The organism is Bacillus sp. Cr_A10, assembly GCF_029222665.1.
Taxonomy (GTDB): Bacteria; Bacillota; Bacilli; order Bacillales_A; family Planococcaceae; genus Psychrobacillus.
On the sequence record NZ_JARHXR010000010.1, the window covers coordinates 21,305 to 35,199 of the forward strand.

A 13,895-nucleotide genomic window follows, 5' to 3' on the forward strand; every position below is an offset into this window, starting at 1 on the left:
GGGTATACATCGAAATAACATAGGGAACTCAAAGCTAGAAACGAGCATTAATTAGGGGAATTCGAAGTTTGATTACTTGTTATAAACCCCGATCAAAACACATCTTGAATCAGTACTTTACGATAAATATAAAGAATCCATTTTGTGAAAATCATTAATCAAAATGGATTCTTAATCCAAATTCTGCGTTTCTGCCTTTCAAATCTTTTTTCATATTTCTTCTTTAACTATCCTGCCTTGTTAGTTGAAGAACATATACGAATATTAGTCACAAGGAAAAAATGAAGTCACCTAAATTATTTGGTTTATTTTCCGTAATTCTTGCTTCTATTAAAGGTCCCGTTTTTATAAAAAGATAAGAATCTTCAAATTCAAATACAAGTGTGGTTAAGATTTCGATATTCTCATCTTTATATCCGTATCCGCTTACTTTATTAATCAAATTATCTTTAAAATAAAATAGTGAGCCAATTATGATATGTTGATGTGGCGAAATGTCTGGTTCTTCCACATAGTCTAACGGTTCAGGGGTTTCCTGTTCGTTCATGATGAGGTGATCATCACCATCCTCGTCTTCAAACCAAATTATATTCCAATACCAAATTTCTAAAGTATCTGGGTTATTAATCTTTAAAACATATTCTGAAGAAAAAAGAACCAAATCATCTCCTCTAACATGAAGTTGAGTTGCATATATACCTTTCAATAAACATCCCTGCACCTGCTTAAGACTTTGCCATTCTATTTTCATTTTTTCATCCTCTTTTCCTTACTGTGTACTTCAACTAAACTGATGGGTTAATAACAAAAATTATGAAAAACGAAACATTCCAATATATGGTACGTATTATAAATGAGATAGTGATTTCAGTATAAAAAACATTGGTAAATGAGGTGTACCCTGCTTGATACTAATCTTAGTAAGCAGAATGGAGAGGAAAATAATATGATAAGACCAAATAGTAAATACGCAGCATATTCACTAATGTTAAGTATCATAGCTTTTGGTTTAATGCTTTCTCATTTCTTTTCGTCTTCTATAAAAGATTTACCATTCATTATTGATATTGCTTTTATTTTATTAGGGATATCGTTTCTTCTATCTTCTAATACCGAAATAAATAGCAGAAAATCTTTTTATATCCACTTGATATGCGGAACTGTAATTATTGTTATTTCTTTACTTAGTATTTATAAACAACTTTAATTTAAAATTGTTTGGCTTTTCTATATGACAGGAATGAATAGATTGACTATTGCACCCTAGAGATATTTAATATATATTTTATGTATATAAATAGTTTATACACATAAAGTATTTAAGGAGTTTATTTATGAGCGTTTCTTATACGGTGGAGAAAGACTATAAAAATAACAAAAAATTAAGAGAAAGCTTCAATGATTTAGCCAGTTCTATATTCGGTATCCATTTTGAATCTTGGTTTGAACATGGCTATTGGTCGCACAAATATATACCTTATTCTTTTACTAATGAAAATAAGGTGATAGCAAATGCTTCGGTTAATCTTATCGACGTAGTAATTGATAGTGAAATCAAGAAAGCAGTACAAATCGGAACTGTTATGACGGATCCTACTTATCGTAAACAAGGACTTGCCAGAAAGCTGATGGAGATAATTTTAGAAGATTATAAGGATGTCGATTTCTTCTATTTGTTTGCTAATTCTAACGTTCTAGATTTTTATCCAAAATTCGGTTTTGACGTGTATGAGGAGACACAATATTCCATGAAATTTAATGGAAGTAGCAACTATAATAATGGCTTTAAAAAATTATCTGGACATGACAATGAAGATTTAACGTTCATCTTTGACCACTCTTCAAAAGGTAAATTTGTATCTGACTTTTTCGCAACAAGGAATACGAATGAACTCCTAATGTTTTATTGTATGTACGTATTTCCAGAGAATATCTTTTATATTCCACAAGAAGATGTGATTGTCCTATGTAAAAATGAAGGTAACACTTTACATATTTTTGATGTGTTATGCGTGCATTCATATAATATAACTGAGTTAGCTAAGTATTTAGCTAATGAAGATACTAGCGACATTGTGCTTCATTTTACTCCCATAGGCGACACAACCATGTTTACAACTAAACCTTTTAAAGACAGTGAAACACTGTTTGTAAAATATAATCATCCACACACAAGATTACCTAAACATTTTAAACACCCTATTACATCACAGGCTTAAGAAAGGAAGAAGATACTTATGATTAACGATACATTCCCAATAATTGAAACAGAGCGTTTAATACTTACAGAAATAAAAAAAGCACATGCAGAGGATATGTTCCAATACTTATCAGATCCAGAAGTTATGAAATATTATGGGATAAGCCCTTTTACTACGATTCAGGATGCTTTGGACGAAATGGATTGGTACAATCAAATTCGTCTAGCGAAGAAAGGGATTCGATGGGGAGTATCTCTGAAAGAAAGTCATCAAATTATCGGAAGCTGCGGTTTCCTAAATTGGGAGCAAAAACATTTCCGCGCAGATATCGGGGCAGAATTGTCTAGAGAGCATTGGGGAAAAGGCATCATGTCGGAGGTTTTCCAGGCTATACTTAGTTACGGATTTCAAAGGATGAATTTAGAACGCATTCAGGCAATTATTGAACCTTTAAACATTGCATCACAAAAGCTAGCAGAAAAAAATGGATTTGTTAATGAAGGATTACTTAGAAAGTATGAATATGGAGATGGGAAATTCGATGATTTATTTATGTATTCTATCTTACGGGAAGAGTTCCAGATAAAGAAGGGCTTATAGAAATGGAAGACATAAAAGAAATCAGTGTGTATGTGAAGGAAGCTTTTGCTTTATTAGAAAAAGTAAATTCACAAGTTGCAAAAGAATTTGCCGCATTATTAGAGAACGAATTAACGCCAAAGCAACTCCTTATCCTACGTACTGTTCGGGATGAGGAAAGCATAACAGCAAATGAATTATCGGAGAGGTTATCATTATCACCCAGCTCTGTCAGTCAACTATTAAATAGATTGGAAGCAGGAAAATACCTCAAAAGAGAAATCAATGTAAACAATCGCCGAGAAGTTATCGTGATATTGGGTGACGAAGGTAAGTCGCTTTTTAAAGAATATGAAAAAATCGATGAATCCATTATTGAAAAATATTATTCGGAGTTTACAATTGATGAGGTCAAGACTTTCAGAAATCTTGTGCTAAAATTATATAACACCATTGAGTCGAAGAAGGGCTCGTAAATAGCATCGGAACATTTTTCTCTTCGGTAATTAAAGATTAAAATATCCCTATACAGTTAAAGAAGAGCCCGTATTGTTAGATAACGGGACTCTTCTTTTATTTTAAAAACAGCTATTTGGTTTCAGACATTGCCCCCTTCCAAGAGGAAAAACAGATGGGCTCGGTTTGAATATAATCATTTTTATTATCTGGACAGAAAAATTTTTATCCGGTCACATTTCTGTTTATTCGGTCAGAAATTTCTTTATCCAGTCATATTTCTAATTATTCGGTCAGAAATTTATTTATCCGTTCATATCTAAAATCAATATGTACGAACTGGGACAATTAATTGTAATAGAGTATCATCTTGAGCTGAGTTAATAATAAATGGACGCATGGCACCAGTTAGTTGGATGACTATATCTTGTCCATCAAAAGCTTTTAAAGCATCCATCATGTATTTTGCACTAAATGAAATTTTTATGCCTTCCCCTTCCATTGTTGATAATTCAATTTCCTCTTCGACGTTTCCAATCTCTGGAGAACTAGAGGATACTTCTACTTTTTTTCCTTCCAATGAAGATAAGCGAACAATGTTATTCCGTTCTTCACGTGCCAATAAAGATGCTCGGTCTATCGATTGATATAAAGCCTTGCTATTTAAGGTAAGAATCGTTTTGTACTCTATCGGAATTAATCGAGAGGTATCTGGATAGTTTCCTTCTAGTAAACGGGAGTAGAATAACACATCTTTCGTTTTAAATAATACTTGTTGGCTCGTCATTACGATATAAACAGGTTGAGCGGAGTCTCCAATAATTTTGCTTAACTCATTTAGGCTTTTCCCCGGAATTACTACATTAAATTCTCCTTCTGGCGGCTGCTCTAAAATGAGTTTAAGGCGAGCTAGACGATGACTATCTGTAGCTACACAAGTAAGTTCTCCATCTTTAATTTGCCAGTGGACCCCTGTTAATACAGGACGACTTTCAGATGCGGATACTGCAAATACCGTTTCACGCACAAGAGATTTTAATAAATCAGATCCAATTTCAAACTGTGAATCATCCTGAATCTCTGGGAGCAATGGATAGTCAGATGGGTCTAATCCAATTATATGAAACTCGGACTTACCAGAACTTATATACGTATGATTATTTTCTTTCACTTCTATTTCTACATCACTAGTTGGTAGCTTCCTTACAATTTCATTGAACATTCGAGCTTGCAAAACAATGGAACCTTCTTCTATAACGCGAATTACTTGATCCCCATCTTCTTCCGACTTTATAAAGGTTTGAATTGTAACATCTGAATCACTACCTGTTAAGTGTAATCCTTCTTCGGTGAGTTCCAATTTTATCCCCGTTAATATTGGAATGGTTGTTTTAGAACTAACAGCTTTCATTACATCATTTAATCCATCTAATAAACGGTGTCGCATCATTTCAAATTTCATCATTTTACCCCACTTTGTTTTTTCGATTCTTACAAACTATTCAATTAAAATGTAACATTATGAAAATTTATTTGCATCCGTTTTTATAAATATAAAAAGCCCTATCACAAAAATTGTGATAGGACATTAAATTTTCTATTTAGAAGCAAGACCTTTACCGATCAAATTAGCTGAAATAGGCTTTTTCCCAATTTCTCGAGCCCACACAGATAATTGTCCAATATGATGAATTTCATGAGCGATTATATGTCGTATGACTTCGCCCCATGTATCCGTCTCAACCCTACCATCAGGCATTGTATCGTAAAAAAGCTGATTTTCCATATTTTCATTCCAAGCAAGAACAAATGGCTCTACGTCTGATTTGAATCTTGCATCTAACTCTTTCACTTTTTCCAACGTATTGTAATCATCAAATCTCTCTTGAAAGTCTGGTTTTCCTTGCAGTATACGAATCCAGCTCCACTCGACATCCACAATGTGAAAAAGCGTATGCAATATTCCCCCTACTCCGCCCGTTCTCACTAAGAGAAGTTCTTCTTCGCTAACTTCTTCACACCATCGATACCACTCTTCCCTAACCATCCAATTGTAACGAAACATCATTTGCAAGAAAATCTCCCCCGATTCCCATACTGTAACTAATAATTACTTAAATGATTCTTCTTCCCATTTGCCCTAAAGCATAGTGAATGCCATGTTGAAGCGTTTGAAAGCAATCGTATTTCGATAGTTGTACATCTGATTGTGTAATGACCATACTTAAAGCCGGAGAAATGCCTACTAAGACAGTCTTAACTCCAATCAAAGAAGTAGCGGATGCAATATTTTCAATTAACCGAGCTGTGTACTTGCTAATATTTTCATCTAAACCAGTTAAATCAAGTATTAAGTAGTTTGCTTTATAGTTCGGTATATTATTTAATGTTTTTTCGACTAACTCCAATGAACGCTCTTCATCATATTTACCAATAAGCGGTACAACAACGATACCTTCCAACACGGGTATAATTGGCGAAGATAGCTCTTTTACAAGTTCAGAAAGGTCTCTTGTTTTATCTTCTACAAGTGCTTCTAATTGCATAATTTGTTCCATTTGTGTTCTTTTAGCTAATTCACTTATATTATTATTTACTGTTATATCTGAAGGGAAATACTTTACTTCGGTATGCTCGTAACCTTCTAATTGATAATGAACAACCTCGTACCAAATATTAATTCCTAATATTCCAGTCAATATTCCGGCATAGTGAGCTGGAATATATTTTCCACCTACAGACCTTCCTTGTGCTTCATTTATTTTATGTTCCCAACTATTTTTAAATTTGGCTTTAAAGGTATTAGCTTCTAAATCTAATTCTTCAATAACCGTAAGTCCCCAACCTGCAGAAGCATAAGTGGCCGTAATTAGCTTTGCAGCTTCTTCAACACCAACAGACTTCATGTTTTGAAAGTATTCTCCTACAACGAGCCCTTGTCTAAATCCTGTTGTTTCGAAGACCAATTGAGAAGCTTCCTCTCCTGTGATTTCCTCAATTGTTTCTAAGAATGATCGCATAGCTGAAGAAATCCAAAAAAGCATGGCATCTTGTTGTTCAAACATGAGTTTCCCTGTTTCCAAGTCCCAACTAAAATCGATACCATTTACTTTTATATTTGCTTGTTTCTCCATCTTTTATAATCTCCTTTTCTTGCTATTACCTTATAAATTTTAAATGAACTGAATCCATTAGCTTTTGATAACCAATTTCCTGATAGATTTTATTAGAAGTAGGATTTAGCATATCTGTGTAAAGTACACAAAACTGAAATTCCTTCAAAAGCTCTTTACTTCCCGCAGCTACCATTGTGCGTGCATATCCTTTTTTGCGCTGCTCTTTTGGTGTAAATACTAGTGAAACAGTCACACCATTCTCAGTAGGTCTTGCTTTTTTCATCATAGATACTATCTTTCCTTCATTTTCCCATAAAAATACTTCATTTGCATCTAACATCACTTTTACTTTCTTTTTTATTTCTTGCGGCCCCGTTTTTGGAAGTCCTGTATCCCCTTCAAAAAGGCTATACCATTTTTCTATAAGAGGTGCATCTTCTAAAGTTGCATAGCGCCATGTACCAGGACTCATTTCCAACGATTCAACCACCTGATCTAAACGATACAATCCTTGATCCATTGCGATTGAATAGCCTTGTCCTGTTTTCTCCCGCCATTTTTCTGCAAATTTGTATGCCCATTCTTTTACACTAATGATAGATTCTATTTTGATTGATTGTGCCATTAACTCTTGGATACATAAATCGATATAGGCTTCCATTCGAATTTCATCCACAAAAATAATATTAAATGGATGTGGAGGTGTCATTTGAAAAAGTGCTAACAACTCGCCATTTTCTTCAATCGTCGCCATGTAAGGATTATCATATTTCCCCTCTTTTATTCCTTGTAGTACGCCTAAAAACAAGCTAAACCTATCCTCATTTTTAAGTAAGAAAGGTGTAGCCATTTGAGCAAACTCCTCCGCATTTTCATACTGTCTAAAAATCATATTAACATCCCCCTTTGTATCTTTGTATGTTACTATAACTTAAAATACTGCTAGAGGGGAGTAAATGATGAAAGTTATTTCAATACGCAATATACATATTGGAGAAGGTATGCCTAAGATTATCGTTCCACTCATGGGGAAAAACTTAGAGCAGCTTCTTGTGGAGATTAAAACAATACAACAAGCCAGTCCAGATATTGTTGAATGGCGTGCGGATGCACTGGATGAAGTTGAAAGCTTAGAAGTGGTGTTAAAGACACTTTCTACAATTCGTGAAGCATTGTACCCTACTCCCTTACTGTTTACATTTAGAAGTCACCGTGAGGGTGGAAATAAAAAAATTGAGGACATTTATTACAAGCAATTACTTTGTAAAGTAGTGCAATCAAGACAAATTGATTTGATAGATGTAGAGTTATTTGATCCAAATGTAAGTGAAATAGTGGAAGTTGCTAAAATCAATAACGTCTACGTTGTCATGTCCAATCATGACTTTGAAAAAACTCCTGTGAAAGAAGAAATTATATTTAGGTTACAAAGAATGCAGGAATTAGGCGCAGATATCCCCAAAATAGCTGTAATGCCTAAACTTCCAACGGATGTTCTAACGCTTTTGGATGCTACCTATACGATGAATTCACTCTATGCAGATCGGCCAATTATAACAATGTCTATGGCTTCTACTGGCGCTATTAGTCGGATAGCTGGACAAGTTTTTGGGTCAGCAGCAACATTTGGTGCTGGAATAGAAGCCTCTGCTCCTGGTCAAATACCAGCAATTAAACTTCGAAGAATATTAGAAGTCCTAAATACAAATTAGAAAAAGAAGCTGTCCTCTTTGGGCAGCTTCTTTTATAGTTGCTTAGCTAGACGAATCATATCTACACAAGCAATTCCATTTTCAATAATCTCCTCTTCATAATGAAGAATGAAAAAGTCTTTATCTACACCTGTTATACGAAATCCACATTTTTGATAGAGAGCCAGCTGTCCAATACTGGAGTTACCAGTCCCAATCTCCATTATTTTATACCCTTGTTGCTTTGCTCTCTCTATTGCATCTAGGACAAGTAACTTTCCAATACCCCTTCCCTGTTGCTGCTCCGCTACTGCTACATTCACAAGCTCTACTGTTTCAGGTCTTGTTGGAAGCAATACATATACCCCTATTGTATTCCCATTTTGCTCCGTTATATAGCATTCTCCACGTTCCACATACTGTTTCACCAATTTTTCAGATGGATCTGCAAGTAATAGTAAATCTATTGGATATGCTTCTTTTATTCGCTTTGTTTGCATTTATGCTTCACCGGTTTCTAGTTTTAATAGTTTTTCTTTCATTTCTAATCCACCTCTGTAGCCCGTTAATGTCCCATTCTTTCCTACTACTCGGTGGCAAGGAATAGTAATAAGGACTGGATTAGCACCAATTGCTGTACCAACTGCTCGAATAGCGGTAGGATTATTGATCAATTCAGCGATTTCTGAATACGATTTCTTTTCTCCATAAGGAATTTTTCTTAAAGCATCCCAAGTAGCTAGTTGAAATGTAGTACCCTTTAGATCCGTTGGGAATGTAAATTCACGTCTTAGTCCATCTAAATACTCTTTAATTTCATTCGTATATGAGGTTAAAGCCTCATCACTCTCTACAAATTCATATTTTGGGAAGCGCTTCTTCACCCAAACTTCCATTTCTTCATATGACTTGTCTGGTGAACCTACATAACATAACCCTGATTCTGTTGCAGCAATATAAAATTTCCATTCGTTATGGATGAAATACATCCAATATAGTTTACTCATCAGAGCAGTTCCCCTTTTTTCTAAATTGAATTGGTGTATATCCTGTGACTCTCTTAAATAGTGTAATGAAATAGGGAATATTGGACATCCCTATCTCGTCGCCTATTTTACTAAGTGATTTATTAGTAGTCGTTAGCAATTTTTTTGCTTTCGCAATTCTAACTTGTTGCAAATATTCTAAAGGGGATATTCCCAATACTTTCTTAAATGTTTTTTGTAAATGAAAGGGACTTCCATGACCTATATCTGCAAGAAAAGCCAACGTGACCCGTTCATGAAAGTGTTGATCTATATATCCTGTAATTTGTTCAATCCATTCCTCATCAGGCAGTCGCAATCCAGTTGGCTTACAACGCTTACACGGTCGATAACCATCCTCAATTGCTTCATTAGCTTCTGTATAGATTCGTACATTTTCTTTTTTCGGAATTCGAGATTTGCAAGATGGCCTACAAAATATCCCTGTCGATTTGACTGCGTATAAGAAAACATCGTCATATGCTGAATTATTTTGAATAATTGCCTCCCAATGCTCGTCAATCATGAAATCACCTCCACTTTTAGTATACTTTTATTTTCTTAAAAAAGCTGATTGTCACATAATAATAGCAAGATAACGAAACTTTTTCCGTATATAATAAAATAAAAGTCAAGGAGGTGGTAACCATATGTTTTGGAATGAAGAAGATGAGCAAATCATTATAAATACACCTTCAAATTTTTCTTTTAAGCAGAACCTTCACTATTTATCTAGGTCTACGAATGAGTGCTTGTTTCTTATTAAAGAGGATAAGGTTAGAAAAGCCATTACTGTAGGTGAATATACAACTCTAATAGAAATTAAAGAACGAGATGACCACTCACTAGTTGTAGATTTTTTAGGAGATACAAGACCTCTAAGTATTAAAGCTCGTGAACAAGTAGCAGCATATATTATCGAATGGTTTGATTTGAAAACAGATATGAGTACCTTTTATGAGCTCTCTATTAAGGACCCCATTCTTCAAAAAGCTGTTACTAAATTTAATGGGCTACGTATTATGGGGATTCCAGATTTATTTGAAGCAATGGTTTGGGGTATATTAGGCCAACAAATCAATTTAACCTATGCTTATACATTAAAGAGACGATTAGTCGAACAGTATGGTCGATCAGTTATGTTCGAAGGTAAACAGTATTGGGTGTTCCCTTTGCCTCGGGACATATCGCAACTTTCAATTAAAGATTTAGCAGACTTAAAAATGACGGTAAAAAAATGTGAATACTTAATAGATGTAGCAAATCTAATAGATTTGGGATTACTTTCAAAAGAAATGCTTTTAGAAACAAAAGAGATAAAAAAAGCAGAAAAATTACTTACTAGCATACGTGGTATTGGTCCATGGACTGCTAACTATGTTCTAATGCGCTGCCTACGATTCCCTTCTGCATTTCCTATTGACGATGTGGGGCTTCATAATGCTCTCAAACATATAACAGGTTCTCAGCAGAAACCTTCAAAAGATGAGATTTTACAGCTTGCACAAGCTTGGAAGGGCTGGGAAGCTTATGCAACCTTCTATTTATGGAGATTTTTATACTAGAATATAAAAAAGCCCATCCTCCTCATTTAGAGTTGGATGGGTTGTCGAGAATAAGTATTTCCAATATGTCTTCAGAAACATATGTTTCATTGTCTTTAACAACTGGCTTTTCTTTAAATTTTCGAAGACTTCGATTGTAGCCATACATCTCTTCTCCACGCTTAATAGTAATTGAACTGTTTCCTAATTTTAAATAAACGATATTACGCTTTGGATGGTAATTCACTTTGTATCCTAGCTGCTCCGCTACTTTTCGAAGAGGAATCATTTTCGTGCCATTTTGCATAAAATGATCTTTCTCTATGATTTTTTGAACTTCTTTCATTTCAGGAGACTGATAGTTGATAGCTACTATTTTACTCGGTGCAGTTTGTGCTGGAATACTTTTGGTTTCTATCGTATAAAATACGATGAGTTCTTTTCCTCTTAAATCCTTTTGCGTTACTTTTTCTCCACGTTCATTTACTAAAACTGTTTCTTTGTCTATCTTAAGTTTCAATTTTTTATCTAAACTTAAGAATTGCTCATCAAACTTCCCAACTTTTACTGAGCTTGAATTTTTAGCGTCATGCACGATTACTAGCTCTGGAGAAATTTGAGCTGGATATATCATAAGCATCGGCTTATTTTTGTCATAATACGCGTCTATTCGTTGCCCTTTTTGGAAAAATTCCTTTTTCACTTCTTTTGTTGTTCCGCTATTAAACAAAAGAGTGTCATTCGAAACTTTAAAATTGGTAATAATAGGTTCTTTGTCTTCACTTTCAACAGTAAGGGTCACTAAGTCATCCGTTTTTACGATATCTTTTATTACTCCAGATGATTTTATAAAGTTCGTTGTATCCTGGTTGACTTCTTCCATGTCTGCATTAACGACCGGGTAATTAAATAAAAAGGTGGTTAATAGGATTACTCCAGCAAATATGCTTAGTTTTTTCATCAAATCTCTCCTTTTACTCCATATTATAGAATTTGACGTAGCTTTTACAAAAACGTTACAAAAAAATTGAAACATTATCCAAATGTAGTACGTATACATGAAAGGATACAAAAAATTAGAGAATGGAGTCTGTATATGACACTATCTATCAATCAAGTAACGAAAAGATATCAAGACTTTGTGGCCGTTGATAATCTCTCTTTCGAAATTGAAAAAGGAGAGATATTTGGATTAATTGGCCAAAATGGTGCAGGTAAAACAACTACGTTTCGTATGATTTTAGACCTTCAAGAAACAACCGAAGGCTCTATTACTTGGGATGGAAAAAATATTAATGCCATCGATCGAAATGTTCTAGGATATTTGCCTGAAGAACGTGGTATATTCCCTACTATGAAAGTAGAAGAACAACTGTATTTCTTCGGTGAATTAAGAGGGAAACATCGAAAAGACCTACATAAAGAGGTAGATTACTGGATCAAGCGTTTTGAACTAGAAGATAAAAGAAAAGCAAAAGCAGAGACTTTGTCCAAAGGGAATCAACAGAAGGTCCAACTGATTGCAAGCTTTATCCATCAACCAGAATTTCTTATTTTGGATGAACCGTTTAGTGGTCTAGACCCTGTTAATAAGGATTTATTGAAAGGTGCCATTTTGGAATTAAAGGACAAAGGGACAACGATTTTGTTCTCTAGCCACCAGATGGAAAATGTGGAGGAGCTTTGTGATCATCTTTGTCTATTAAAACGTGGTGTCTCTTTGTTTGCTGGTAGTTTGTTAGATTTGAAAAAACAATACGGAAAGACAAAGCTGATGGTTCGGTCTGATATTCCAAAAGAAGCACTGGCTAATTTGAATGGTGTTAAAGATGTTCAAGTTGGAAAAGAGCAGTATACCCTTACTTTAGAAGACGAATCGTATGCTCAATCCATTTTTGACTTTGTTTCAAATGGGAAGTATATAGAGAAGTTCAGTTTAGATTATTTATCCTTAGATGAAATTTTCAAAGATAAGGTTGGTGGAACACATGTCTAAGTTTTGGCTTCTCGTCAAGCAGTTATATACACAAAAAATCAAAGCAAAATCATTTATCATCTCAATTATTATATATGTCGGTGTTATTAGTGTGTTCATGTTTTGGTCTGATATTAAGGAAGCATTTTTCCAAGATGAGCCGTTGCAAGTTGCTTTATTGAATGAAACCGAAGCGGACATCGAGGCTCTATTCCAATCAAGTAATGATATTGAATTTACTTTCCCTACCGAAGAGATAGAAGAAGTAGAAAAACAAGTAGTGGACGGTGATTTTGATGCAGCTATTTTTATAAAAGATCAAGATCAATCATTAGCTGCAGAAATCGCAACTTTCGAGCCTCTCACATTTAACGACCAGCAAAGCATATCTGCTCAACTACAGTACGCAGGGAAGCTTTATGAAGTTCAACAGCTTAACTTAACAGCGGAGCAAGCGGAAAAAATTCTTCAGTCGGAAACGGTTATTTCGATGAAAAGTTTAGATGAATCTGCAACAGGAAAAAGTGAAGATGAAAAAGCAGCTGGTATTGGTGCTTCCATGCTTGTTGGATTTATAATTTATTCCTTTGTTATGAGCTTTTTATCGATGATCACAACGGATGTTGCATCAGAAAAAGGATCACGTGTACTAGAAGTATTACTTGCAAGCGTTAAGCCATCCACACACTTTATGGCGAAGCTAACAGGGACATTTTTATTGGCACTCACACAAATTGGCGCACTCTTACTTGTCCAGGGTCTTTTGTTTATGGTCATTGATGGGGGTTCAAAATGGGATACCGTTATAGAGATTGTTAATGAATTATCGTATTCATTTATCGGGTATGCGGTTCTGTTTTTATTGTTAACGATATTGTTATTTTTAATCATTGGAGCTTTGCTTGGTTCACTCGTATCGAAGGTAGAAGAATCTAGCCAAGCGATGATGCCAGCAATGATGCTTGGAGTTATCGGATTTTATGTACTGCTATCCGGAATGTATAGCCCGGATACATTGATCATTAAAATATTCTCTTATATCCCCTTTACTGCGGGGATGGTAATGCCACTTCGAATAGGAGCTACAGATATATCCTCATTCGAGCCAATGCTCTCTATGCTTATTTTAATAGGTACAGTTATTTTGATGTTCTTACTTAGCCTGTCCTTCTACAAGCGAAGTGTGCTAACATATAGCTCTGGTGGAATCATTCAAAAAATTAAAACAGTACTTAAAGTCACAACTTGACATTTCCTCAATAATCGTAAAAGTTTTTACTTTTACGATTATTTTTTTTGGCTCAATTG

At 34.7% G+C, this 13,895-nt stretch carries 17 protein-coding genes; 8 read left to right on the forward strand and 9 right to left on the reverse strand.

Annotated features, from left to right (window positions below; genetic code table 11):
- Window positions 1-268: 268 nt before the first annotated feature.
- Window positions 269-751, reverse strand: a complete 483-nt coding sequence (locus P2Q73_RS12230) for a hypothetical protein (protein WP_275787566.1) — start codon at window positions 749-751, stop codon at window positions 269-271.
- A 195-nt stretch (window positions 752-946) separates the two neighbouring features.
- Here P2Q73_RS12230 and P2Q73_RS12235 point away from each other — a divergent pair, with 195 nt between their 5' ends.
- From P2Q73_RS12235 to P2Q73_RS12250, 4 genes are all read left to right on the forward strand, one after another.
- Window positions 947-1,207 carry a hypothetical protein gene (locus P2Q73_RS12235; protein ID WP_275787569.1) on the forward strand — a complete coding sequence of 87 codons (261 nt, stop codon included), beginning with the start codon at window positions 947-949 and terminating at the stop codon, window positions 1,205-1,207.
- A gap of 127 nt (window positions 1,208-1,334) precedes the next feature.
- A complete protein-coding gene (locus tag P2Q73_RS12240; RefSeq protein WP_275787572.1) occupies window positions 1,335-2,219 on the forward strand; it encodes a GNAT family N-acetyltransferase in 885 nt (294 codons plus the stop codon).
- Between the two features lie 18 nt (window positions 2,220-2,237).
- Window positions 2,238-2,801: a GNAT family N-acetyltransferase gene (locus P2Q73_RS12245; RefSeq protein ID WP_275787575.1), complete on the forward strand. Its 564-nt coding sequence runs from the start codon at window positions 2,238-2,240 to the stop codon at window positions 2,799-2,801.
- A gap of 2 nt (window positions 2,802-2,803) precedes the next feature.
- Entirely contained in the window at window positions 2,804-3,256 is a 453-nt protein-coding gene (locus tag P2Q73_RS12250; protein ID WP_275787577.1) for a MarR family winged helix-turn-helix transcriptional regulator, read from the forward strand.
- Window positions 3,257-3,561: 305 nt separating this feature from the next.
- Here the strand turns inward: P2Q73_RS12250 and dnaN are convergent, their stop codons facing one another.
- The 4 genes from dnaN to P2Q73_RS12270 form a co-directional block, all read right to left on the reverse strand.
- Complete coding sequence (gene dnaN, locus P2Q73_RS12255; RefSeq protein WP_275787920.1) at window positions 3,562-4,698, reverse strand: DNA polymerase III subunit beta; 1,137 nt, start codon at window positions 4,696-4,698, stop codon at window positions 3,562-3,564.
- Between the two features lie 135 nt (window positions 4,699-4,833).
- Complete coding sequence (locus P2Q73_RS12260; RefSeq protein WP_275787581.1) at window positions 4,834-5,310, reverse strand: DinB family protein; 477 nt, start codon at window positions 5,308-5,310, stop codon at window positions 4,834-4,836.
- 40 nt (window positions 5,311-5,350) lie between these two features.
- Window positions 5,351-6,370 (reverse strand): STAS domain-containing protein, encoded by a 1,020-nt coding sequence (locus tag P2Q73_RS12265; RefSeq protein WP_275787584.1) that lies wholly within the window; start codon window positions 6,368-6,370, stop codon window positions 5,351-5,353.
- A gap of 25 nt (window positions 6,371-6,395) precedes the next feature.
- The gene (locus P2Q73_RS12270) at window positions 6,396-7,244 is read right to left on the reverse strand and encodes a GNAT family N-acetyltransferase (RefSeq protein WP_275787587.1); all 849 of its coding nucleotides are present in this window, start codon (window positions 7,242-7,244) and stop codon (window positions 6,396-6,398) included.
- A 67-nt stretch (window positions 7,245-7,311) separates the two neighbouring features.
- Between P2Q73_RS12270 and aroD the strand changes: the two genes are divergently transcribed.
- Complete coding sequence (gene aroD, locus P2Q73_RS12275; protein ID WP_275787923.1) at window positions 7,312-8,064, forward strand: type I 3-dehydroquinate dehydratase; 753 nt, start codon at window positions 7,312-7,314, stop codon at window positions 8,062-8,064.
- Between the two features lie 32 nt (window positions 8,065-8,096).
- Here aroD and P2Q73_RS12280 read toward each other — a convergent pair whose 3' ends face one another.
- The 3 genes from P2Q73_RS12280 to P2Q73_RS12290 are packed head-to-tail and all read right to left on the reverse strand — an operon-like array spanning window position 8,097 to window position 9,594.
- Window positions 8,097-8,543: a GNAT family N-acetyltransferase gene (locus P2Q73_RS12280; protein ID WP_056831062.1), complete on the reverse strand. Its 447-nt coding sequence runs from the start codon at window positions 8,541-8,543 to the stop codon at window positions 8,097-8,099.
- Window positions 8,544-9,050: a methylated-DNA--[protein]-cysteine S-methyltransferase gene (locus P2Q73_RS12285; RefSeq protein ID WP_275787590.1), complete on the reverse strand. Its 507-nt coding sequence runs from the start codon at window positions 9,048-9,050 to the stop codon at window positions 8,544-8,546.
- Window positions 9,043-9,594, reverse strand: a complete 552-nt coding sequence (locus tag P2Q73_RS12290; RefSeq protein WP_275787592.1) for a bifunctional transcriptional activator/DNA repair enzyme AdaA — start codon at window positions 9,592-9,594, stop codon at window positions 9,043-9,045. Before P2Q73_RS12290 ends, P2Q73_RS12285 begins: the two co-directional genes overlap by 8 nt.
- Before the next feature lie 124 nt (window positions 9,595-9,718).
- Between P2Q73_RS12290 and P2Q73_RS12295 the strand changes: the two genes are divergently transcribed.
- The gene (locus P2Q73_RS12295; RefSeq protein WP_275787595.1) at window positions 9,719-10,633 is read left to right on the forward strand and encodes a DNA-3-methyladenine glycosylase family protein; all 915 of its coding nucleotides are present in this window, start codon (window positions 9,719-9,721) and stop codon (window positions 10,631-10,633) included.
- 22 nt (window positions 10,634-10,655) lie between these two features.
- On the opposite strand, the gene P2Q73_RS12300 is transcribed toward P2Q73_RS12295, so the two are convergent.
- Window positions 10,656-11,573, reverse strand: a complete 918-nt coding sequence (locus tag P2Q73_RS12300) for a stalk domain-containing protein (protein WP_275787598.1) — start codon at window positions 11,571-11,573, stop codon at window positions 10,656-10,658.
- A gap of 135 nt (window positions 11,574-11,708) precedes the next feature.
- Here P2Q73_RS12300 and P2Q73_RS12305 point away from each other — a divergent pair, with 135 nt between their 5' ends.
- Both P2Q73_RS12305 and P2Q73_RS12310 read left to right on the forward strand, forming a co-directional pair.
- Entirely contained in the window at window positions 11,709-12,608 is a 900-nt protein-coding gene (locus P2Q73_RS12305) for an ABC transporter ATP-binding protein (protein ID WP_056831072.1), read from the forward strand.
- Window positions 12,601-13,836, forward strand: a complete 1,236-nt coding sequence (locus P2Q73_RS12310) for an ABC transporter permease (protein ID WP_056831074.1) — start codon at window positions 12,601-12,603, stop codon at window positions 13,834-13,836. Before P2Q73_RS12305 ends, P2Q73_RS12310 begins: the two co-directional genes overlap by 8 nt.
- Window positions 13,837-13,895: the final 59 nt, after the last annotated feature.

Coding starts and splice junctions, on each gene's coding strand:
- P2Q73_RS12230 (WP_275787566.1), bottom strand. CDS start 751: ATGAAAATAGAATGGCAAAGTCTTAAGCAGGTGCAGGGATGTTTATTG.
- P2Q73_RS12235 (WP_275787569.1), top strand. CDS start 947: ATGATAAGACCAAATAGTAAATACGCAGCATATTCACTAATGTTAAGT.
- P2Q73_RS12240 (WP_275787572.1), top strand. CDS start 1,335: ATGAGCGTTTCTTATACGGTGGAGAAAGACTATAAAAATAACAAAAAA.
- P2Q73_RS12245 (WP_275787575.1), top strand. CDS start 2,238: ATGATTAACGATACATTCCCAATAATTGAAACAGAGCGTTTAATACTT.
- P2Q73_RS12250 (WP_275787577.1), top strand. CDS start 2,804: ATGGAAGACATAAAAGAAATCAGTGTGTATGTGAAGGAAGCTTTTGCT.
- dnaN (WP_275787920.1), bottom strand. CDS start 4,698: ATGAAATTTGAAATGATGCGACACCGTTTATTAGATGGATTAAATGAT.
- P2Q73_RS12265 (WP_275787584.1), bottom strand. CDS start 6,370: ATGGAGAAACAAGCAAATATAAAAGTAAATGGTATCGATTTTAGTTGG.
- P2Q73_RS12270 (WP_275787587.1), bottom strand. CDS start 7,244: ATGATTTTTAGACAGTATGAAAATGCGGAGGAGTTTGCTCAAATGGCT.
- aroD (WP_275787923.1), top strand. CDS start 7,312: ATGAAAGTTATTTCAATACGCAATATACATATTGGAGAAGGTATGCCT.
- P2Q73_RS12280 (WP_056831062.1), bottom strand. CDS start 8,543: ATGCAAACAAAGCGAATAAAAGAAGCATATCCAATAGATTTACTATTA.
- P2Q73_RS12285 (WP_275787590.1), bottom strand. CDS start 9,050: ATGAGTAAACTATATTGGATGTATTTCATCCATAACGAATGGAAATTT.
- P2Q73_RS12290 (WP_275787592.1), bottom strand. CDS start 9,594: ATGATTGACGAGCATTGGGAGGCAATTATTCAAAATAATTCAGCATAT.
- P2Q73_RS12295 (WP_275787595.1), top strand. CDS start 9,719: ATGTTTTGGAATGAAGAAGATGAGCAAATCATTATAAATACACCTTCA.
- P2Q73_RS12300 (WP_275787598.1), bottom strand. CDS start 11,573: ATGAAAAAACTAAGCATATTTGCTGGAGTAATCCTATTAACCACCTTT.
- P2Q73_RS12305 (WP_056831072.1), top strand. CDS start 11,709: ATGACACTATCTATCAATCAAGTAACGAAAAGATATCAAGACTTTGTG.
- P2Q73_RS12310 (WP_056831074.1), top strand. CDS start 12,601: ATGTCTAAGTTTTGGCTTCTCGTCAAGCAGTTATATACACAAAAAATC.